Below are 19,717 nucleotides of genomic sequence, written 5' to 3'. Positions count from 1 at the left end.
CCGAGCGGCCCCTTCGGCCACCGGCTGGCCCATCGTAGTCACGCCCGCCGGGCTCCACCGTCCGGGCACCCGGCCTCGCGCGGCGTCGTGCCATGTATGGACGCGACCTGGCCCGAGTGGAAAGCTCGAATTACCGCGGGCGTCGCCGTGGCCGCCGCGGCGGCTCACCGGTACCCGTGCACATTCCCCACATCGCGTCGGTATTCCCTCCGCTTCGCACCCCTTGCTTGGGAGGCACGCATCATGGGCGACAAGGCATACGCGCACACCGGGGCCGCCGGCAGGGCAGCGACGGCCGGCCGGCCCTCATCCGTACGGAATGTGGTGCTGGTCGGCCACAGCGGCTCCGGCAAGACCACCCTCGTCGAGGCCCTCGCGCTGACGGCGGGCGCGGTCAACCGGGCCGGCCGGGTCGAGGACGGCGCCACCGTCTCCGACTACGACGGGATCGAGCACCGCCAGCAACGCTCCGTACAGCTCTCCGTGGTCCCCGTCGACTGGGGCGGGTACCGGATCAATCTGCTGGACACCCCCGGCTACGCCGATTTCGTCGGGGAGCTCAGGGCCGGTCTGCGGGCTGCGGACGCGGCCCTGTTCGTCGTCTCCGCGGCCCAGGAGGCCGAAGCGGTCGCGGGCGCCACCCGTGCCGTGTGGGAGGAGTGCGCCGCAGTCGGCATGCCGCGCGCCATCGTCGTCACCCACCTCGACACGGCACGCACCTCGTTCGACGGGATGACCCGGATCTGCGGCGAGATCTTCGGCGGCGACGACCCCGACGCCGTGCTCCCGCTCTACCTGCCCGTCCTCGGCCCCGAGGGCTCCGACGGCCACGCCCCGCTCACCGGGCTCACCGGCCTGCTCACCCAGCGGGTCTTCGACTACTCCTCGGGCGAGCGGCAGGAGAACCCGCCCGCCCCCGCCGGGCAGACGACGCTCCGGGAGGCCCGCGACCGGCTCATCGAGGGGATCATCGCCGAGAGCGAGGACGAGACGCTGATGGACCGCTACCTCGGCGGCGCCGAGGTCGATGTCAGGACGCTCGTCGACGATCTCGAGCGCGCCGTCGCCCGGGGCACCTTCCACCCCGTCCTCGCCGCGGCCCCCGCCGCCGAGGGCGCCCGCCAGGGCATCGGCACCGTCGAGCTCCTGGATCTGATCACCGGCGGCTTCCCGACCCCGCTGGAGCGCCCGCTCCCCGGCGTCACACCCCTGCACGGTGCGTCGCGACCGGTCCTGACCTGCGACCCCGACGGCCCGCTCGTCGCCGAGGTGGTCAAGACGGCCTCCGACCCGTACGTGGGCCGGGTCTCGCTGATACGTGTCTTCTCCGGCACCCTTCGCCCCGACGAGACCGTCCATGTGTTCGGCCACGGCCTCACCGAACCCGGCCACGAGACCCGCCCCTTCCACGAGGCCGAGGTACGCGTCGGCGCGCTCTCCTCCCCCTTCGGCAAGCAGCAGCGCCCCCTCACCGAGTGCATCGCGGGCGATCTGGCCTGCGTCGCCAAACTGGGCAGCGCCGAGACCGGGGACACCCTGTCCGACAAGGGCCTTCCGCTGCTGATGGACCCCTGGACCGCACCGGACCCGCTGCTGCCGCTCGCCATCGAGGCGCACAGCAAGGCGGACGAGGACAAGCTCTCCCAGGGGCTCGCCCGGCTGGTCGCCGAGGACCCCACCATGCGCCTGGAACAGAATCAGGACACCCACCAGGTGGTCCTGTGGTGCCTGGGCGAGGCCCATCAGGACGTGGCGCTGGACCGGCTGCGCAGCCGCTACGGCGTCCAGGTCGACGCCGTGCCGCACAAGGTGTCGCTCCGCGAGACCTTCGCCGCCCCGTCCAGCGGGCGCGGCCGGCATGTGAAGCAGTCCGGCGGCCACGGCCAGTACGCCATCTGCGAGATCGACGTGGAGCCGCTGCCGCCGGGTTCGGGCATCGAATTCGTCGACAAGGTGGTCGGCGGGGCGGTGCCCCGGCAGTTCATCGCGTCCGTCGAGAAGGGCGTGCGCGCCCAGGCCGCCCGCGGCGTCGCGGCCGGACATCCGCTCGTCGACGTACGCGTCACCCTGCGGGACGGCAAGTCCCACTCGGTGGACTCCTCCGACGCCGCCTTCCAGACCGCGGGCGCGCTGGCCCTGCGCGAAGCCGCCGCGGACACCCGCATCCAGCTCCTCGAACCCGTGGCCGAGATCCAGGTCATGGTCCCGGACGACTATGTCGGGCCGGTGATGAGCGATCTGTCCGGGCGGCGCGGCAGAGTGATCGGGACCGAGCAGTCCGGCCCCGGCCGCACCCTCGTACGGGCCGAGGTTCCCGAACTGGAGATCGGCAGGTACGCGGTCGACCTGCGCTCCCTCTCCCATGGCGCCGGCCGCTTCGACCGGGCGTACGCCCGGCACGAAGCCATGCCCCCGCAACTCGCCGAACGCATCCGGGAGGAGCAGAGGAACGACCCGGACCACTCATGACCAGCCATGCCGCCCGTCTTTGTCCACAGGGGCGGGCGGCGCGGCGATCCGGACGATACGCTTTGGTCCCAGCTCAGAAGGTGTGCCGGGCACGGCAGTTGGGAAACAGCCGCAGGAGCAGTTCCTCGGCGGCGAGTGGGGGCGACAGTGGCCAGCGACGGATTCGATTTCTCTCCCGGAGCGCAGATCCCGATCCAGGGTTCGGGCGGACAGGCGGTGGCGACGAACGCCCTCGCCTCGGCCGCGTACCGCGACAGCCCGGTCGAGAAGATCCTTGAAGCCAACAGCGAATGGCACAAGTCCGAGGTCAAGGCAGGCCGTTCCAAGCTCTTCAAGGCCGACTACTTCAAGCCCAATCTCGGCGAGGCGTTCTCCCGCGCCGTCCAGGAACGCATGCTGGGCGGTGCCCGCAAGGCCCTCATCCAGTCCTTCGGGACCGACCCGCAGACCGTCGTCGAGCACTGCCTGTCCGCGACCCGCCTCCGCAAGAGCCGCGACACCAAACTCACCGCCGTCACCGCCCTGTTCGGCTTCCTCTTCCTGCCCGGCATGATCCTCTGGGTCCTCGCCTTCCGCCTGCGCGACTACCTCGCCGGCACCAAGGACAAGGCGCTCTCCGCCCTGGGCGGCGCGCTGCTCCCGGTCATCGGCATCGTGGCGCTGGTCCTCATGATCGGCCTGCCGCTCAACGGGTTCCTGGCGCTCTACCTCCGCGCGATGATCGTCGCCCCCGTCATCGGCTGGTTCATCGCCAAACGGATCGCCGAGTCCTCCGCCAAGGACATGCGTGCCCGGTGGGAAGGGCTGCTCTCCGGCGGCGGTGTCATCGCCAAGATCCCCGAGGCCGTGCCGAAGAACCCCAACGAGACCTCCCGCGAGGCGCTCCGCCAGGGTCTGGAGAAGCTCTCCGCCGAGCAGCAGTCGAACTCGGTGTTCTACGCGGGCCCCAAGGGGATCCTGGGCATGGGCACCCGCTGGGGCAGCTGGCAGCTCGCCGAGGAGCTGGTCTCCAAGGACCCGGGCAAGGAGTTCCACCAGTTCCGCAGCTGGGACCTGGTGCGGGCCATCCACGACCAGCTCAAGGTGCTGGAGCGCGGTCCGCTGAACACCGGGGGGTTCCCCACCCCGTCGGTCACCCACTGGATCGTGTCCCCCGTCGGGGAGAACGCCGACTCGGTCTCCCGCCCCGCCGGCGAGGACGTCGCCACCTTCCAGGTCAAGCCGCACGAGATACAGCGGATCTGCAACCACCAGCAGTTCGGCAGCGGTGACAGGCATTATCTGGGCGTCCAGTTCACCCTCTGGGAAGGCCAGTTGATCATCACGATGATGATCACGGTCACGGTGCTCCACGAAACGCTGCGCATCGAGGTCACCGGACACGCGCTCGGCCCGGTCCACTCGCTCTTCACCAGCAAGCCCGCGGCCAAGACGAAGACGGTCAACAAGACCGTCCGGTTCTGGGAGACCCGCGACATCACGCTCCCGCTGGTCGAGCCCAGTGAGGTCGTCCGCCTCTCCCTGCGCGCCCCGTTCACCTGGTATCCGCCGCTGCTGGACTACCTGGGCGGCAAGATCGCCCTGCCCGAGCCCTTCGGCCTGCGTCACGCCTGGGCCGAGAAGCCGTGGCGCCACCGCTTCATGGCGGACGACGCGATGCGCGCCGCCACGCCCGTCCTGCGTGCCGTCCACAGCGCCGCGCTGCGCGTTCTCGATGAGAACGGCGTCGACACCGAGCGCTTCGACAACCGCTCGATGGTGCTGAGCGGCGCGGTCCAGGACCCGACCCCGCGCAAGGCCGACGTCTACGACGCGTAGGACCTTTCGTTCGGACACGCGAAGGCCGCCCCGGCAGGAAGCAGAAGCCGGGGCGGCCCTGTCGTGGAGCGGCGGCCGGGGTCAGTCGACGGGCCAGGCGTCGGCCAGCATCTTGCGGGTGTCGGCGAGCAGCTGCGGCAGCACCTTGGTGTGTCCGACCACCGGCATGAAGTTGGTGTCGCCACCCCAGCGCGGCACCAGGTGCTGGTGCAGATGGGCCGCGATGCCGGCCCCCGCCACCGAGCCCTGGTTCATGCCGATGTTGAATCCGTGCGCCCCCGAGGCCGTCCGCAGAGCCACCATCGCCCGCTTGGTGAAATCGGCCAGCTCCATGGTCTCCGGGCCGTCCAGCTCCGTGTAGTCGGCGACATGCCGGTACGGCACCACCATCAGGTGCCCGCCGTTGTACGGGTACAGATTCAGCACGGCGTAGACGTGCTTGCCACGCGCGACGACGAGCCCGTCCTCGTCCGAATTCGACGGGATCCCGCAGAACGGACAGCCGTCACCGGCCTCCGGACCGGTCGGCTTGTTCTCGCCCTGGATGTACGCCATCCGGTGGGGCGTCCACAGGCGCTGGAACGCGTCGGGCGTTCCCACTCCGATCTGCTGCTCCGGCTCACTCGTCATGGCGATCAGCATATTGCTTCGCTCCCGGGGTGCGTGTCGCCGGGGCCACACCCGCCGGCGTACGGCGATGCTGAGGTGATGAGCGACCGGTCCGCCGACTCCGCCCCTCCTCGCTTCCGGCGCTGGGAGCAACGCACGGAAGTGCCGCTCTTCGGCGCCTCGCTGGTCTTCCTGCTCGGCTACGCGGTCCGCGTGCTGGCCCCCGAGAACACCGGACCCTGGCGGGACATCGCCCTCGCGCTGGTCGGCGCCACCTGGCTGGTCTTCGCGGCGGACTACGCCGTACGGATCCGGCTCAGCGGCCTCGGCCCCCGCTTCGTGCGGGTGCACTGGCTGGACACGGCGGTGCTGCTGCTTCCGCTGCTGCGGCCGCTGCGGCTGATCCGGGTCTACACCGCGGTCCAGCAGCGGCGGGAGCGGCCGCGGCTGAGCCTGTACGCCCGCGTGATCAGCTACGCCGGCGCGTCCGCCCTGCTGCTCGGCTTCTCCGCCGCGCTCGCCGTCTACAACCAGGAGCACAAGGTGCAGGGGGCGTCGATCCGTACCTTCGGCGACGCGGTGTGGTGGGCGTGCGAGACGCTGACGACCGTGGGGTACGGGGACACGGTGCCGGTCACGCCGGGCGGCCGGGTCGTGGCCTCGGGCCTGATGGCCTGCGGGCTGGCGCTGCTGGGGGCGGTGACGGGTTCGTTCTCGTCGTGGCTGCTGCAGGTCTTCCGGCGGGAGGACGAGAAGAGACCCCCGGAGGGCGGGTAGCTCTCCGGGGGTCTCCCACTCCGTGCCGTCAGACCTGGACGCGGTCCTCGACGGCCTTCTGGATCTTGGCGATGGCGTCCTCGACCGGGATGCCGTTCTCCTGCGACCCGTCGCGGTAGCGGAAGGAGACGGCGCCGTTGGCCATGTCCTCATCACCCGCGATGATCATGAAGGGAACCTTGGCCTTCTGCTGGTTGCGGATCTTCTTCTGCATCCGGTCGGAGGAGGCGTCCACGTCGACCCGCAGCCCCTTCTTCCGGGCCTTGGCCGCGAACTCCTGGAGGTACGGGATGTGCGCGTCGCCGATCGGGATGCCGACCGCCTGGACCGGGGCCAGCCACACCGGGAACGCACCCGCGTAGTGCTCCAGGAGCACCGCGAAGAAGCGCTCGATGGAACCGAACAGGGCACGGTGGATCATGACCGGGCGCTGCTTGGTGCCGTCCGGACCGGTGTACTCCAGGTCGAAGCGCTCCGGGAGGTTGAAGTCGAGCTGCACGGTCGACATCTGCCAGGTGCGGCCGATGGCGTCCTTGCACTGCACCGAGATCTTCGGGCCGTAGAACGCGGCGCCGCCCGGGTCCGGGACCAGCGGCAGGCCCTGCTTCTCGGCGACCTGGCGCAGCGTCTCGGTGGCCTCCTCCCAGATCTCGTCGGAGCCGACGAACTTCTCCGGGTCCTTGGTGGAGAGCTCCAGGTAGAAGTCGGTCAGGCCGTAGTCGCGCAGCAGGTTCAGGACGAAGGTGAGCGTACGGTCGAGTTCCTCCGCCATCTGCTCCTTGGTGCAGTAGATGTGCGCGTCGTCCTGCGTGAAGCCGCGCGAGCGGGTCAGGCCGTGCACCACGCCGGACTTCTCGTACCGGTACACCGTGCCGAACTCGAAGAGGCGCAGCGGCAGTTCACGGTAGGAGCGGCCGCGCGCGTCGAAGATCAGGTTGTGCATCGGGCAGTTCATCGGCTTGAGGTAGTAGTCCACCCCGTCGTCGAGCTGCATGGGCGGGTACATGCCGTCGGCGTACCAGTCCAGGTGGCCGGACTTCTCGAAGAGCTTGCCCTTGGTGGCGTGCGGGGAGTAGACGAACTCGTAGCCCTCCTCCTCGTGGCGCCGGCGCGAGTAGTCCTCCATGGCGCGGCGGATGATGCCGCCCTTGGGGTGGAAGACCGCGAGGCCGGGGCCGATCTCGTCCGGGAAGGAGAAGAGGTCCAGCTCGTTGCCGAGCTTGCGGTGGTCGCGCTTGGCGGCCTCCTCCAGGAACTCCAGGTGGGCCTTCAGCTCGTCCTTGGTGGGCCACGCGGTGCCGTAGATACGCTGGAGCATCGGGTTCTTCTCGCTGCCGCGCCAGTACGCCGCGGCGTTGCGCATCAGCTTGAACGCCGGGATGAACCGGGTGGTCGGCAGGTGCGGACCACGGCAGAGGTCCTTCCAGCACAGCTCGCCGCTCTTCGGGTCGAGGTTGTCGTAGATGGTCAGCTCGCCGCCGCCCACCTCGACGTCCGCGCCGTCGTCCGAGGACGCGGAGCCCTTGATGCCGATGAGCTCCAGCTTGTACGGCTCGTCGGCCAGCTCCTCGCGGGCGGCCTCGTCCGTCACGACCCGGCGGGAGAACCTCTGCCCCCGCTTCTGGATCTCCTGCATCTTCTTCTCGATGGCCTTGAGGTCCTCGGGCGTGAACGGCTTCTCGACGTCGAAGTCGTAGTAGAAGCCGTCCTTGACCGGCGGGCCGATGCCCAGCTTGGCCTCGGGGAAGAGCTGCTGCACGGCCTGGGCCATCACGTGCGCGGTGGAGTGCCGCAGGATGTTCAGGCCGTCCTCGGAGGAGATCTCGACGGGCTCGACGACCTCGCCGTCGGCGACGGCGTACGCGAGGTCCTTCAGCTCACCGGCGACCCGGGCGGCGACGACGGTGCGCTCGCCGGGGAAGAGCTCGGCTGCCGTAGTGCCCGTCGTCACCACGCGCTCTTCCCGCTCGGAATCGCGTTGGATGATCACACGGACGTCTGACACCGGTCTCTCCTGACTCAGGGGGTACGCACGCGTTCGTGGTGCACGTGCGATACGAATCGTACCGAGCCGCGGGCCCCCTCTGCGAAACGGTCGAGCACGAAGCCCGCCCGCTCCCCCGCGGCCTCCTCCCCCACGGCCCTATTCGCCGGTGCACGCCTCCTCGAACTGGTCGACGTTCTCCTGGAGGGACTTCATCAGACGGTCCCGCTCCGCCTCGTCGACCTGCACGGGCACGACGTGCGAGGTCCGGGTCAGCCGCCGGAAGCCGCCGCGGCTCTCCAGCCTGCCCTCCACCCGGATCGGCAGCCCCACCAGATGGGCGTGGCCGGCGATCCGGTACGCCTCCTCGTCCAGCTCCAGCCGTACGTGCGGCACCTCGGCGCCCGCCAGCACCCGCAGCCGCACGATCCCGGCGCCGCGCGGTGCCGAGCGGCGCATACGGACGACGGCGCCGGTGATCCGTACGGTCACGGCGGGCTCGTCGCGCAGGTAGCGGGCGCCCGCCCGGCGCAGGGCGGGCAGGTCGCCCGGCGAGAACTCCACCGGCTCGGGGCGGACCGGGCAACCCCCGGGGGTTCCGGCGGCGGGCGCCCACTCCAGGGCGATCCCCGCCCCCTCCGAGCCCCGGACGAGCGCGACGACCGCCTCGGTCAGTTCCCGGCTGACGCCCGCACCGACAGCCGTGTCGAAGGCTTCGAAGCCGCCGGTGGCCCGCTGGTAGTCCACGGCCTCGCGGGTGGCGTGCAGGGCGTGGTAGAGGCGTACCGCGACGGCGCGGCCCGGTTCCACCGGCACGAACGCGGCCAGCTCACGGCCGCCGGGAGCGGGCCCGACCAGGATGCCTTCGAGCGCAGCCCGGGCCCTGCGGCGGTGGCGGGCGCCGTGGTAGCCGGCGCTTCCCCGTACGGCGAGTGCGCCGGCGAGCAGTATCTGCCGGGCGGCGGTGTGCAGCCGCTCGGCACCCGTCCAGCCGACCGCGCCCGCCGCGCCCGCGAGCGGTTCGGGGACCTCGCGCCACCAGCGGACCTCGTCGCTGGGCACCACGAGGGAGAGCAGGACCTCGCGGGCGGAGGGGGCGGCGCTTCGGGCGAGCGCGGTCAGCGCCTCGCCGAGGAGCTCCTCGCTGTCGGGGAAGGCGGTGGTTTCGGGGACCAGGAGGCTGGTCCCGCCCCCGGGCGGGGCCGGTGGCCCCGGCGGGGTCCAGCGGCTGTAGCGCCCGGCCGCCCCGCCGCGGCGCTGCCAGCCGTGCCGGTCCAGCAGCGCGGCGAGGACGGCGGGGTCCACGCGGGCGGGGTCGGGGACGTCCCCGGGCGGCCGGGGGGTGTCGGGCCACGGCCCCGCGGATTCGGCGGGGCGCGGGCGGGTGGCCTTCGGGATCGCTCCGTCGGCGTGCTCATCCATCGGCCGGTGCATCAGGGCCTCCCTCCCGCCCCTACGCGGGTCATGATCTCGCAGAGCGCCCGGTCGTCGAAGATGCGCGAGGTCGGGATCCGCACGGTGGTCCGGTGCCGGCCCGTCACCGCGTGGCCGGCCAGATTGGTCCAGTAGCAGCAGTGCCGCAGGTCGAGCCGGTCGTGCCCGGCGCGCAGCCAGTCGTCCTGGCTGCGCGGCACGATCATCACGACGAGGATCTTGTGCACCGACACGGGGGTCCGGGCGAGCTTCACCAGGTGGGCGTTGTCGAGTGTGAAGGCGAACGTCGGTCCCGGCGGGTTCGGCGGGATCTGGTAGGTGCATTTGAGCTGCACCTTTATGGTCACTTCGTCGTCCACGGCATGGCCGGGGGCGCCGTGGCTGACGTGCCAGTCGATTCCGTTGTCGGGGAAGGGCTGCGACAGGGAGCACCCCGCCGCGGCCGCGACCGCGTGCAGATAGCCCACCTGGAGCGTCTCCATGCAGGCGGTGGTTGCGAGTGTGCCGCGCAGCGGTTCGGTCCGCTGGGACAGCAGCCCGCTCGGTTCGGGCTGCGCGAGCGCCATGGCTGCGTGTGCCTTCCGGGCTGTGCCGATCGGTTCTCCGGTGCGGGGTGACGGACAACTTCCGCTCCCCACACCTGTGTTGTCACCGCACGGGACGCCCCGCAAACGGCGTACCAGGCAAAGGGCGCGGGTATCACCGAACCGGGCAGGGGAATCACACCATCTGCCGTTCGCGCACGAGGAGTTCGGGGATGACGCACTGGTACGAGGGGCCACTGGCCGCTTTTGACACCGAGACAACAGGAGTCGACGTCGAGGGGGACCGGATCGTCTCGGCCGCCCTGGTCGTCCAGGACGCGGCGGGCGGGCGGACGCGCGTCACCCGCTGGCTGGTGAATCCGGGGGTGCCGGTGCCCGTCGGGGCGACCGAGATCCACGGTCTGACCGACGATCACCTCCAGCGCAACGGGCGCTGGCCCGCACCGGTCGTGGAGGAGATAGCCCGTGCGCTGGCCGAGCAGTGCGCGGCCGGGCGCCCGCTGGTGGTGATGAACGCGCCGTTCGACCTGACGCTGCTGGACCGCGAGCTGAAGCGCCATCGCGCCTCGTCGCTCGGGGCGTATCTGCAGAACTCACCGCTGTGCGTGCTGGATCCGCGCGTGCTCGACAAGCATCTGGACCGCTACCGCAAGGGGCGGCGGACCCTCACCGATCTGTGCGAGCTGTACGGCGTGGTGCTCGACGGCGCCCATGACGCGGCGGCCGACGCGACGGCCTCGCTGGAGTTGGTACGGGCGGTGGGACGGCGGTTCTCGTCCCGCCTGGAACGGCTGACCCCGCCGGAGCTGCACACCCTGCAGGCCGTGTGGTTCGCGGCGCAGGCGCGTGGACTCCAGGCGTGGTTCGCGAAGAACGGCACGGCGGAGATGGTGGATCCGGCGTGGCCGCTGCGCCCGGATCTGCCCGCCGCGGCGTGAGCGGACACGCAGAGGCCGGTCCGTCGATTCTGCTGACGGACCGGCCTCTTCCGGGTGGGCGATACTGGGTTCGAACCAGTGACCTCTTCGGTGTGAACGAAGCGCTCTCCCACTGAGCTAATCGCCCGGGAACGGGTTGAACCATACAGGGCTCGGCGGGTCCGGTTCAAACTCCTCCCAGCCTGGCCACGAGACCCCGCCGTCCGGCGCGCATCATCAGGGCGTGATTGGCCCGGAACACCGGGCGTCCGGGCACCGCCAGGAGCCGCATCAGCCGCCTGCGCACATCGACCTCCTGCTCGTAGACGGCCCGGCTGCCGCCGCCGTGCGGGGTGACCGTCCAGCGGACCCAGCCGTCGAGATCGCCGCCGAGCGTCGCCTCGATGACCCCGGCCCCGGGGTCACGGCGGCGTTCGCGGACGGTCATGACGAGGTCGTACGGGAGGAAGGAGCGGATGCGGGTGGTGGCGCTGGTCCCGTCGACCGACGTGACCTCGCGGACCTGCGGCCACCACCGCGGGTAGTCGTCGGCCCGTTCGAGGATCTCGTACACGGCGCCGGGCGGGGCAGGCAGGTCCCAGATACTCACAAATCGGTAGTGGCTCCAGTCCATGGCCCCAGTCTGCGCGTACTCAGCCGGGGAACTGAGTATCCGAGCGCATGTCCGAGTCTGTGGCTCGCACCACACTCGCGTCCATGGAACATGTGCCGCCACCCGCCGAGGAATTGGCGCTCCTCGATCGCGAACTGGCCCGACTGGACGCCCGCCGCTCCCAGTTGCTGGTCCGCCGTGCCTGGTTGCTGAGTGTGCTGACGCCGCCCGCCGGGCCCCCGGCCGCGCCGCAGGTGCCGCAGCCGGCCGCCCCGTTCGGGCCGCCGGCTCCCTTCGCGCGTCCCGCCGGGCAGGCCGGTCCGCGCAGTGCGCAGAATGTGCTGCTCACTCTGGGCGGTCTGCTCCTGGCAATCGCGGCGATCGCGTTCACCCTGGTCAGCTGGGGCCACATGGGGATCTCCGGCCGCTCGGCGGTGCTTGCCGTGGTGACCCTGGCGGCGCTCGCCGCTCCCGCCGTACTGCTGCGCCGCGGGCTCTGTGCGACCGCCGAGTCGCTCGGCGCCCTGGCGTCCGTGCTGATGATTCTCGACGCCTACGCGCTGCACCGGGTGGCGGTGCCGCAGGCCGGTGGCGCCGGTTTCGCCGCGGTCGCCTCGGCGGTGCTGGCGGTGCTGTGGGGCGGGTACGGACTGCTGCTCGGCCGGCTGCGGCTGCCGCTGCCCCTGGCGGTGGTGAGCGCACAGTTGCCGCTGCTGCTGTGGGCCTGGTCGGCGGGGGCGGGCGCCACGGTGTTCGGCTGGGCGCTGCTGCTGACGGCGGCGCTGGACTGTGCGATCGCGTGGTGGGGTCCGGGCCTCGCGGTGCGGGTGACGGCCTGTGTCGGCTGCTGGACGACGGGCCTGCTGGGACTTCTGGTGGCCCTCTCGCAGTCGGTGTCCGCCGGATCGGCGCCGGACGCGTCGGCGCCGGCCGCGCTGCTGCTCGCGGGTGCCGCGCTCGCGCTGGCCGGGGCGTGGCGTGCGCCCACGGGTCTCGCGGTGGCGGGCGGAGTGCTGGCCGGGCTGTGCGCGGTGGCCGCGGTGGGTGGTGTGCTGAGCGCCGGGATGGAATGGGGCTGGTCGGTGCCGGTGTATCTGCTGTGCGGCGCGGTGCTGCTGGCCGCGCTGCGCGCACCGCTGCCGCGCCCGGTCGGGCAGGGCGTGGTGTGGGCCTCGTCGGCGGTGACCGCGGCCGCGGTGCTGTCCGCGGTGCCGGCGGCCGGCATGTCACTGATGGGTACGGTGTCGCGGCTGGCCCGCGTGTGGTCCGGCGCTCCCGACGGTGTCCGGGGCGCTCTGGGTACGGAGGGGCTCGGGTGGTCCCACCTGGCCGCGGCGCCGGTGGTGCTGCTGACGGCGGCCGCCCTGCTGGGTCTCGCCCACCGGTCGTGGGAGCGGCTGGTACGGGCGGCGGGGCCGGTGCTCCCTTCGGGGACGGCCGGGCGGAGTGCGCCGGGCGCCACCGCGGTGGCCCTCTGCTGGGCGGGGTTCACCGCGTCGCCCGCGGTGCTGGGGCTGTCGTACGCGGCGGCCGTGTCGGTGCAGTCGGTGCTGGTCGCCACGGTGTTCGCGGTGGCGGTACGGGCACTGCGACGCGGTTCGGGCGCGATGGGGACGACTGCGCTGGTGTGCGGGCTGACCGGCGCGGTGAGCGCCGGGTTCCTCTCGCTCGCCGCCGAGGCCGCGACGTACGCGGTGTTCACGGTGCTGCTGGTGGTGCTCGGGGCGGTCGCGGTGCTGCTCGATGCCGGGGCGGCGCGTACGGCAAGGGTGCTCGGGATCGCGCAGGCGGTTCCGGCGTGCGGGGCCGTGGTGTGCGGGGCGGTGCTCGCCCGCGCCGCCGGGGCGTCGCTGGGGCTCGCCGGGGACCGCGCGGCGCCGCTCATGCTGCTCGTCCCCGTGGTGACGGTGCTCCTCGGGGCCCGGCTGCGGGGCCGCCCGGTGGCTCTGCCGGTCGAGCTGACCGGAGCCGCGGTGGCTGCGGTGGCGGTGGTCATGGCAGTGCCGGACCTGCCGTTCCTGGCACTGGTGCTGGCGCTGAACGGGGTGCTGGCGGCGGGCACGGCCGTACGTGCCGAGCGGCGGCCGGTGGCCGGATACCTGGCGGTGGCGCTCTTCGTCCTGGCGAGCTGGGTGCGGCTCTCGGCCTCGGGGGTGTCGGCCCCGGAGGCGTACACCCTGCCGGTGACGGTGCCCGCCCTGGCGGTCGGTGTCCTGCGCCGGCGCCGCGACCCGGAGGCGTCGTCCTGGACGGCGTACGGGGCGGGTCTCGCGGCGACGCTGGTCCCGAGCCTCTTCGCGGCCTGGACCGATCCGCACTGGGCTCGCCCGCTGCTGCTCGGCGTGGCGGCCCTGGTGATCACACTGGCGGGCGCCCGGCTGCGGCTCCAGGCGCTGCTGCTGCTCGGTGGCGCGGTACTGGCCCTGGACGCCGTGCACGAACTGGCGCCGTACGTGGTCCAGGTCGTCGGCGCGCTCCCCCGCTGGCTGCCGCCGGCGCTGGCCGGGGTACTGCTGCTGGTGGTCGGGGCGACGTACGAGCAACGGCTGCGCGACGCGCGGCGGCTGAGGGAGACCGTGGGCCGGATGCACTGACGGTGCTCGTACGGCCGGCCCGGGAGCGGCTCCGGCGAACTCGCCCGAGAAATCGAGCAGTTCACGCCGGCGGCCGCTCCCCTGCCTTTTCCGGCGGGAGTTCGCGAATCGCCGGAGCATTGCCCGTGGATAGCGGAGACCGACCCGTTCGCGGGAATTCCCGTGGCCGTCGGAGTCCGCCCGGCAGCGATATCCGGATACCCCTGCTCGATCAGCGGATCCCGCCCACCGGACGCCACCCGGATGGAATCGTTCGCGAAAGCGCTTGTGAATCTTCGATGCGTCCGGCCGGAAACCGGGGAACCTGGCCGGACGCGGGAAACACGGAAGGCCCGTGAGACTCTTTGGTCTCACGGGCCTTCCGTCCGGGTGGGCGATACTGGGTTCGAACCAGTGACCTCTTCGGTGTGAACGAAGCGCTCTCCCACTGAGCTAATCGCCCGGGCGCAGGCCAAACATTACCCCATGTCAGCGGCGCCCCATGACCACCCCGGGGTCACTCGCGGATCTTCCACGGCATGGTGATGCCGAACTTCCAGACGTAGATCCCCACCAGCACCGCGATGATCACCAGACCGACCGAGGTGAGGATGATGTTGCGCCGCCGGACCTTGGGGTCGAGCGCCCGCTGGGCGGCCTCGGTGACCTTCCGCCTGGTCCAGCGGAGCACCAGCTGCGCCCAGACGAACTCGGTCGCCCAGATCGCCATGCCGCCGAAGATCACCAGCCAGCCGGGCCCGGGCAGCGGCAGCATGATGATGCCCGCCACGACCACGGCGAGGCCGACCACGAAGACACCGACCTGCCAGCTCAGGTGCAGCGTCCTGGACGCCTTGATGAACCCGGGCGCCCGGGAGCCGAGATCCCGCTCCTTGGTCACACCCTCGGTGACCTCACCCGTCACGCCGTCCGTCCTGTCCCCCGCGTCGGACACCGGTACCGCCGCTGCGGCGCCCCCGTCCCGCGCGTCACGCTCCGCATTCATGGAAGCCAACCTACCGGAACGGTCTTCATCACCGGAATGGCCGCATAACCGAAAGTTACACACCGCCGTACGAGCTACCTGAAGGAACACAAAAAGGTCAGAGGGGTTTACAACGCCACCGTAGGTGGCATGTCGATTTCGCCGACGTGCGAATCCCCGAGCGCACACTGAGCGAAAGGCCCTGGCGCTTATGAACACCACGGTCAGCTGCGAGCTGCACCTGCGCCTCGTTGTGTCGAGCGAGTCCTCACTGCCTGTACCCGCGGGCCTGCGGTATGACACGGCCGATCCGTATGCCGTGCACGCCACCTTCCATACCGGAGCGGAGGAGACGGTCGAATGGGTATTCGCCCGCGACCTCCTTGCCGAGGGGCTGCACCGGCCCACCGGCACCGGAGACGTCCGCGTCTGGCCATCCCGTAGTCACGGCCAGGGCGTCGTCTGCATCGCGCTGAGCTCCCCAGAGGGCGAAGCCCTGCTCGAAGCCCCTGCGAGGGCTCTGGAGTCGTTCCTGAAGCGGACCGACGCCGCGGTGCCTCCGGGCACCGAGCATCGCCACTTCGACCTCGACACGGAGCTCTCACACATCCTGGCCGAGAGCTGAGCCAGGCCGAGAGCTGCACGGCGCCGTCCGACTCGGGGAGACGGCGCCGCGCGGAAAACCCCACACGGTGACATCGGCGCCGTCATCACGGAATCCACCGTGGTGACGGCGCCGGCGTGCGCCCCGGGAGCCCTTGGAGCCTCCCTCATGCCCCGGGCGGGCGGCCACCGGCCACGGGTGCCCGCCCATGGCCGGTATCCGCTCTCCCCGCCCCTCCTGGGCCCTCTCGGGCCGCTGCGCGCTGCGGCCGAGCCAGTAGAGTCAGCCCGCATCGGCGGGGACCCGCCCGCCGGAGGCAGGGAGCGAAAGCGTGCTGATCCCCCACGACACCCGGATCGCCCTCGACACGGTGGTCGACCTGTTGAACACCGCCCCGGAGAGCGAACCGCCGGCGAGCGGGCAGCCGGAAGGCGAGCGGAGCGACGGCCTCGCCGGCATCGAAGCGCTGTACGACTTCGCGCGGCGCCATCGCATCAGCGGTGTGGGCGAGCTGCACGAGAAGGACCTGCGAGCCGTACAGGACGTACGGACGCGCTTCGCCGAGATCTTCGCGACGGACGACACCCGGACCGCCGCCGCGCTCGTCAACGCGCTCGTCGCCGCAGCCGGCACGACACCGCAGCTCAGCGATCACGACGGCTACGACTGGCATGTCCACTACTTCGCGCCCGACGCGTCGATCGCCGACCACCTCGCGGCCGACTGCGGCATGGCGCTGGCCTTCATCGTGGTGGCGGGCGAACTGGAACGGCTGCGGCGGTGCGAGGCACCGGACTGCCGGCACGCCTTCGTCGACCTGTCCCGCAACCGCTCCCGCCGCTACTGCTCCAGCCGCACCTGCGGCAACCGTCTGCATGTGGCCGCGTACCGGGCACGCCGCAAGGAAGCGGCCGGCTGACCGTTCACAGCATGAAGAGATCATGCAACGCGGCCATCAGCAGGAGACTGCCGACCACCGCGAGGAAGATCATCAGAGGGGGCTGGGAGAGCGCGAAGAGGCAGCCGCGCGGCTCTTCGGCAGGGGTTGCGGGGGCATCGCCCCGGGAGGTGTCCACCATCTCGGGACGATCATGACTCACTCGGGGGGCTGTTGGCGATCAACGCGCCTTTTCGTACCGGGAGTTCACCCGTCCCGGACAGCCGGAATTCGCTCCGGCGTCCGATCGGCCGCCAGATATTCGGTACGGCTCCGCGGTCTCAGCGTGGTGTCGAACTGGAGGCCCGCACCACGAGCTCCGGCTGGAGCACCACACTGCGGTGCTCATGGGTGCCGTCCTCGTCGTCCGACTCCTCCAGCAGGAGCTCCGCGGCCATCCTGCCCATCACGACCGCGGGCTGTCGGACCGAGGTGAGCGGCACGGCAGCGGCGGCGGCGAACTCGATGTCGTCGTAGCCGACGATGGCGATGTCGTGCGGCACCGCGACACCCGCCGCGTACAGCGCCTGGAGCACCCCCAGGGCGAGCAGGTCGTTGGCGCAGAACACCGCGGTCGGCCGGGGTACGAGGCCGAGCAGCCGGGCCCCGGCATCGCGGCCCGCCGCCACGTCCAGCCGGCCGGAGGGGATCTCCACGAGCGCCTCGGGCGGCAGCCCGGCCTCGGCGAGGGCCGACAGGGCGCCTTCGCGCCGGTCCCGGATCTGATGGAGGTCGCCCGGGCCGCTGATGTACGCCACCGAGCGGTGCCCGGCCGAGACCAGGTGCCGCACGGCGAGGGCGCCGCCGCGGACGTCGTCGACGGAGACGGCGCAGGTCCCCGCGCCGGGCGCCACCCGGTCCACCAGGACGAAGGGGATGCGGTGGCGGCTGAACGCCTCCAGGTTCCGGCCGGTCGCGTCCGCCGGGGTGACCAGGACGCCGCAGACCCGCTGCTCGGCGAAGAGTCCGAGGTACTCGGCCTCCTCCGCCGGGCTCTGGTCGCTGTTGCAGACCATGACGCCGAGGCCGGCCTCCCGGGCGGCGCGCTCGGCGCCACGGGCCACGTCCACGAAGAAGGGGTTGCCCATGTCGAGGACGAGCAGGGCCATGATCCGGCTGCGGCCCGCCCTCAGCTGGCGCGCCGACTCGCTGCGCACGTAACCGAGTTCCTCGATGGCGGCGAGCACCCGGGCGCGGGTCTCCGGCAGCACCGCCTCGGGCCGGTTGATCACGTTGGACACGGTGCCCACGGAGACCCCGGCCCGCCGGGCCACATCCTTGATCCCTGCCACACGCCCCACTTGCCCTGCCCCACTGACGGCTTCGGCCGCACCGGTCCGCGACGTGTCCCCATCGTACGGACGGCACCCGGGGACGGCGCTGCGGGCCGGGGCGGGGAGGCGGGGATCAGATGCCGTGCTTCTTCAGGATGGCCTCGATGTCGCTGAAGTCCTCGGCCGGGGCGGCGGACTGCTGCCGGGACTTCGCCTTCGGACGCTCCGGGGACTCCGGGAGCCCCGCCCTCAGCGAGGGCACCGAGGCCGCGGGGGCGACCGCCCCGCCCTGCGCCGCCCGCGCGGCGGCCCTGCGCTCCTTGCGGGTGCCGCCGCCGCGGCGCTCGATCGCGCGCGTGGTCGCGAACAGCAGCCAGGCCACCGCCAGCAGCCCGAAGCCCAGCCAGACACTGGGTTTGAAGGCGATCCCGGCGACCCAGTCCACGATCCCGGTCAGCACCAGCGCGATCGGGACCAGGGAGTAGGCGGCGATCCGGGTCGCGGCCAGGAAGCGCTTTCGCCAGGCGGTGACGGCGGCGATGCCCAGGCCCGCCGCGGACACCGCGGAGCAGATGGTCTCGGCAAGCATCGGTGCCTCCAGGCGCAGGGGAAACGTCCCTTCCATCCTGCACCGGTGACCGGCCCGGAGGCCACGATCCGCCACCGCATCAGGGACATTTCAGGGCCGGGATCCTCCCCAGGTGCCGATCGGCGGTGCCCCGGGTCGTACCGGGCCGTGGCGGAACGGGTGCCGATTGGGAGGCTCGCGCGAGCCCTGGGAGACTGGCCGCATGAGTGATTCCACCCCTGCGACCCCTGTCGTCCTCGACGTCTGGTGCGAGCTCCAGTGCCCCGACTGTCACCAGGCCCTCACCGATGTGCACGCCCTGCGGGCCAAGTACGGCGACCGGCTGGACGTGCGGCTGCGCCACTTCCCGCTGGAGAAGCACAAGCACGCCTACGCCGCGGCGCAGGCCGCCGAGGAGGCCGCCGCCCAGGGCAAGGACTGGCCGTACATCGAGGCGGTGCTCGCCCGGACCGCCGATCTCGCCCGCACCGGCGAACCGCTGCTCGTCGAGGTGGCGCGGGAACTCGGCCTGGACGCCGAGGAGATGGACACCGCGCTGATCGACGGACGCCACATGCTGATCGTCGACGCCGACCAGGCCGAGGGCAAGGCGATCGGGGTCACCGGCACCCCGACGTATGTGATCGGCGACGAGCGACTGGACGGCGGCAGGAGCCAGGACGGGCTGCGCGCACGGATCGAGGAGATCGCCGACCGGCTGCTCGCCGGGCGGGGCTGAGCCGGCCCGCCCTCAGAGGCTCTTGGCCAGGTTGTACTGAGTCGTCCGGTATCCGAGCGACTCGTACAGCCGCAGGGCGGGCGTATTGGACGTGAGCACATGCAGACCCAGCCGGTCGTCGCCCGCGTCGAGCGCGATGCGCTCCGCCTGGAGCATCAGCGCCCGGCCGTACCCCCGTCCCCGGAACTCCGCGCGCACCTCCACGTCGAACACGTAGCTCACCAGCATCCCCGGATGCATTTCGTGCCGCGCCACCCAGACCTGTCCCACGGCCTCGTCCTCGTGCGTGAGGACGTGCAGATGCGTTCCCTCGGTGGCGAGGCCGTGCGGCAGGTTCTGGGCGTGGCCGGTCTCCGCCTTCCGCATGGCCTGGTCCGCGGGGACGCCGCGTTCGATCCAGGTCTGCGCGTAGTCGGCGATCGCGCCGCGCTCCCAGTGCGCGAATTCCTCGTCGGTCATCGGCCGGGCGGTGACGGCACCGGGCAGCGCGGGCAAGGTCCGCTCCAGTTGTTTGACCATGTTCCTGCTGCGCTCGGTGTAGCCCAGCGCGGTGGCCAGCCCCTGCCCCGCCGCGTCGTCGGCCGGCACCGACAGGGACATCCGGGTGCAGCCCCAGCCGCGCAACACCTCTTCGGCCGCCAGCGCCGCGATGGTGCCGCGGCCTCGCCCGCGGCGGGATTCGTCGATGCGCAGGGAACGCAGCACCCCCGCCTTCGCGCCGAATCCCGGATCGGTGCCGATCTCGACGGCGCCTACGGGCCGCCCGTTGTCGCACACGTCGTACGCGCGGAACTGCGCACCGTCGGCGCCTTGCTGGATCGGCCCGGTCGGCCGGAGGGTGGTGGTCATCGCAGATGTTCTATCCGCTGGA

At 71.8% G+C, this 19,717-nt stretch carries 18 protein-coding genes and 2 tRNA genes; 8 read left to right on the top strand and 12 right to left on the bottom strand.

Annotated features, from left to right (window positions below; translation table 11 throughout):
* The first annotated feature begins 243 nt into the window (after positions 1 to 243).
* Positions 244 to 2,469, top strand: coding sequence for an elongation factor G-like protein EF-G2 (locus tag ACWCPY_RS12705; RefSeq protein WP_451264297.1), 2,226 nt, complete (start codon positions 244 to 246; stop codon positions 2,467 to 2,469).
* 147 nt (positions 2,470 to 2,616) lie between these two features.
* Entirely contained in the window at positions 2,617 to 4,287 is a 1,671-nt protein-coding gene (locus ACWCPY_RS12700) for a hypothetical protein (RefSeq protein ID WP_451264296.1), read from the top strand.
* Positions 4,288 to 4,368: 81 nt separating this feature from the next.
* Here ACWCPY_RS12700 and ACWCPY_RS12695 read toward each other — a convergent pair whose 3' ends face one another.
* The gene (locus tag ACWCPY_RS12695; protein ID WP_329817745.1) at positions 4,369 to 4,929 is read right to left on the bottom strand and encodes an HIT family protein; all 561 of its coding nucleotides are present in this window, start codon (positions 4,927 to 4,929) and stop codon (positions 4,369 to 4,371) included.
* Between the two features lie 66 nt (positions 4,930 to 4,995).
* Between ACWCPY_RS12695 and ACWCPY_RS12690 the strand changes: the two genes are divergently transcribed.
* The gene (locus ACWCPY_RS12690; protein WP_451264295.1) at positions 4,996 to 5,673 is read left to right on the top strand and encodes a potassium channel family protein; all 678 of its coding nucleotides are present in this window, start codon (positions 4,996 to 4,998) and stop codon (positions 5,671 to 5,673) included.
* Positions 5,674 to 5,701: 28 nt separating this feature from the next.
* Here the strand turns inward: ACWCPY_RS12690 and thrS are convergent, their stop codons facing one another.
* The 3 genes from thrS to ACWCPY_RS12675 form a co-directional block, all read right to left on the bottom strand.
* The gene (thrS, locus tag ACWCPY_RS12685) at positions 5,702 to 7,678 is read right to left on the bottom strand and encodes a threonine--tRNA ligase (protein WP_451264294.1); all 1,977 of its coding nucleotides are present in this window, start codon (positions 7,676 to 7,678) and stop codon (positions 5,702 to 5,704) included.
* A gap of 138 nt (positions 7,679 to 7,816) precedes the next feature.
* Positions 7,817 to 9,091, bottom strand: coding sequence for a hypothetical protein (locus ACWCPY_RS12680; RefSeq protein ID WP_451264293.1), 1,275 nt, complete (start codon positions 9,089 to 9,091; stop codon positions 7,817 to 7,819).
* A complete protein-coding gene (locus ACWCPY_RS12675; protein WP_329817750.1) occupies positions 9,091 to 9,657 on the bottom strand; it encodes a DUF4365 domain-containing protein in 567 nt (188 codons plus the stop codon). Before ACWCPY_RS12675 ends, ACWCPY_RS12680 begins: the two co-directional genes overlap by 1 nt.
* Positions 9,658 to 9,848: 191 nt before the next feature.
* Here ACWCPY_RS12675 and ACWCPY_RS12670 point away from each other — a divergent pair, with 191 nt between their 5' ends.
* Positions 9,849 to 10,574, top strand: a complete 726-nt coding sequence (locus tag ACWCPY_RS12670) for an exonuclease domain-containing protein (protein ID WP_451264292.1) — start codon at positions 9,849 to 9,851, stop codon at positions 10,572 to 10,574.
* A 55-nt stretch (positions 10,575 to 10,629) separates the two neighbouring features.
* On the opposite strand, the gene ACWCPY_RS12665 is transcribed toward ACWCPY_RS12670, so the two are convergent.
* A tRNA-Val gene (locus ACWCPY_RS12665) sits at positions 10,630 to 10,701 on the bottom strand.
* A gap of 39 nt (positions 10,702 to 10,740) precedes the next feature.
* The gene (locus ACWCPY_RS12660; RefSeq protein ID WP_451264291.1) at positions 10,741 to 11,187 is read right to left on the bottom strand and encodes an SRPBCC family protein; all 447 of its coding nucleotides are present in this window, start codon (positions 11,185 to 11,187) and stop codon (positions 10,741 to 10,743) included.
* A gap of 83 nt (positions 11,188 to 11,270) precedes the next feature.
* Here ACWCPY_RS12660 and ACWCPY_RS12655 point away from each other — a divergent pair, with 83 nt between their 5' ends.
* Complete coding sequence (locus ACWCPY_RS12655) at positions 11,271 to 13,760, top strand: SCO7613 C-terminal domain-containing membrane protein (protein ID WP_451264290.1); 2,490 nt, start codon at positions 11,271 to 11,273, stop codon at positions 13,758 to 13,760.
* Positions 13,761 to 14,130: 370 nt separating this feature from the next.
* Here ACWCPY_RS12655 and ACWCPY_RS12650 read toward each other — a convergent pair.
* Positions 14,131 to 14,202, bottom strand: a tRNA-Val gene (locus tag ACWCPY_RS12650).
* A 54-nt stretch (positions 14,203 to 14,256) separates the two neighbouring features.
* Positions 14,257 to 14,745: a TIGR02611 family protein gene (locus tag ACWCPY_RS12645; protein ID WP_451264289.1), complete on the bottom strand. Its 489-nt coding sequence runs from the start codon at positions 14,743 to 14,745 to the stop codon at positions 14,257 to 14,259.
* 190 nt (positions 14,746 to 14,935) lie between these two features.
* Between ACWCPY_RS12645 and ACWCPY_RS12640 the strand changes: the two genes are divergently transcribed.
* Together ACWCPY_RS12640 and ACWCPY_RS12635 are read left to right on the top strand one after the other, a co-directional pair.
* Positions 14,936 to 15,349, top strand: coding sequence for an SsgA family sporulation/cell division regulator (locus ACWCPY_RS12640; protein ID WP_003959770.1), 414 nt, complete (start codon positions 14,936 to 14,938; stop codon positions 15,347 to 15,349).
* A gap of 310 nt (positions 15,350 to 15,659) precedes the next feature.
* Entirely contained in the window at positions 15,660 to 16,247 is a 588-nt protein-coding gene (locus ACWCPY_RS12635; RefSeq protein WP_451264288.1) for a CGNR zinc finger domain-containing protein, read from the top strand.
* Between the two features lie 4 nt (positions 16,248 to 16,251).
* Here ACWCPY_RS12635 and ACWCPY_RS12630 read toward each other — a convergent pair whose 3' ends face one another.
* From ACWCPY_RS12630 to ACWCPY_RS12620, 3 genes are all read right to left on the bottom strand, one after another.
* Positions 16,252 to 16,407 carry a hypothetical protein gene (locus ACWCPY_RS12630; RefSeq protein ID WP_177328061.1) on the bottom strand — a complete coding sequence of 52 codons (156 nt, stop codon included), beginning with the start codon at positions 16,405 to 16,407 and terminating at the stop codon, positions 16,252 to 16,254.
* A gap of 139 nt (positions 16,408 to 16,546) precedes the next feature.
* Positions 16,547 to 17,557 carry a LacI family DNA-binding transcriptional regulator gene (locus tag ACWCPY_RS12625; protein WP_451264287.1) on the bottom strand — a complete coding sequence of 337 codons (1,011 nt, stop codon included), beginning with the start codon at positions 17,555 to 17,557 and terminating at the stop codon, positions 16,547 to 16,549.
* Positions 17,558 to 17,672: 115 nt separating this feature from the next.
* Positions 17,673 to 18,128 carry a hypothetical protein gene (locus ACWCPY_RS12620; RefSeq protein ID WP_451264286.1) on the bottom strand — a complete coding sequence of 152 codons (456 nt, stop codon included), beginning with the start codon at positions 18,126 to 18,128 and terminating at the stop codon, positions 17,673 to 17,675.
* A gap of 202 nt (positions 18,129 to 18,330) precedes the next feature.
* Here ACWCPY_RS12620 and ACWCPY_RS12615 point away from each other — a divergent pair, with 202 nt between their 5' ends.
* On the top strand, positions 18,331 to 18,846 hold the full coding sequence (locus ACWCPY_RS12615; RefSeq protein WP_451264285.1) for a DsbA family protein: 516 nt from the start codon (positions 18,331 to 18,333) through the stop codon (positions 18,844 to 18,846).
* Between the two features lie 12 nt (positions 18,847 to 18,858).
* Here the strand turns inward: ACWCPY_RS12615 and ACWCPY_RS12610 are convergent, their stop codons facing one another.
* The gene (locus ACWCPY_RS12610) at positions 18,859 to 19,695 is read right to left on the bottom strand and encodes a GNAT family N-acetyltransferase (RefSeq protein WP_451264284.1); all 837 of its coding nucleotides are present in this window, start codon (positions 19,693 to 19,695) and stop codon (positions 18,859 to 18,861) included.
* Between the last annotated feature and the right edge of the window lie 22 nt (positions 19,696 to 19,717).

It is taken from the genome of Streptomyces sp. NPDC002403, from assembly GCF_053593015.1.
Note: the sequence above shows the minus strand (reverse complement) of the source record. Positions and strands in the feature narration are given on the sequence as shown.

Bases quoted from the DNA above. Each gene is read 5' to 3' on its own strand.
- ACWCPY_RS12705 (WP_451264297.1), top strand. From the start codon at position 244: ATGGGCGACAAGGCATACGCGCACACCGGGGCCGCCGGCAGGGCAGCG.
- ACWCPY_RS12695 (WP_329817745.1), bottom strand. From the start codon at position 4,929: ATGCTGATCGCCATGACGAGTGAGCCGGAGCAGCAGATCGGAGTGGGA.
- ACWCPY_RS12690 (WP_451264295.1), top strand. From the start codon at position 4,996: ATGAGCGACCGGTCCGCCGACTCCGCCCCTCCTCGCTTCCGGCGCTGG.
- ACWCPY_RS12680 (WP_451264293.1), bottom strand. From the start codon at position 9,091: ATGCACCGGCCGATGGATGAGCACGCCGACGGAGCGATCCCGAAGGCC.
- ACWCPY_RS12675 (WP_329817750.1), bottom strand. From the start codon at position 9,657: ATGGCGCTCGCGCAGCCCGAACCGAGCGGGCTGCTGTCCCAGCGGACC.
- ACWCPY_RS12670 (WP_451264292.1), top strand. From the start codon at position 9,849: ATGACGCACTGGTACGAGGGGCCACTGGCCGCTTTTGACACCGAGACA.
- ACWCPY_RS12660 (WP_451264291.1), bottom strand. From the start codon at position 11,187: ATGGACTGGAGCCACTACCGATTTGTGAGTATCTGGGACCTGCCTGCC.
- ACWCPY_RS12655 (WP_451264290.1), top strand. From the start codon at position 11,271: ATGGAACATGTGCCGCCACCCGCCGAGGAATTGGCGCTCCTCGATCGC.
- ACWCPY_RS12645 (WP_451264289.1), bottom strand. From the start codon at position 14,745: ATGAATGCGGAGCGTGACGCGCGGGACGGGGGCGCCGCAGCGGCGGTA.
- ACWCPY_RS12640 (WP_003959770.1), top strand. From the start codon at position 14,936: ATGAACACCACGGTCAGCTGCGAGCTGCACCTGCGCCTCGTTGTGTCG.
- ACWCPY_RS12630 (WP_177328061.1), bottom strand. From the start codon at position 16,407: ATGGTGGACACCTCCCGGGGCGATGCCCCCGCAACCCCTGCCGAAGAG.
- ACWCPY_RS12620 (WP_451264286.1), bottom strand. From the start codon at position 18,128: ATGCTTGCCGAGACCATCTGCTCCGCGGTGTCCGCGGCGGGCCTGGGC.
- ACWCPY_RS12615 (WP_451264285.1), top strand. From the start codon at position 18,331: ATGAGTGATTCCACCCCTGCGACCCCTGTCGTCCTCGACGTCTGGTGC.
- ACWCPY_RS12610 (WP_451264284.1), bottom strand. From the start codon at position 19,695: ATGACCACCACCCTCCGGCCGACCGGGCCGATCCAGCAAGGCGCCGAC.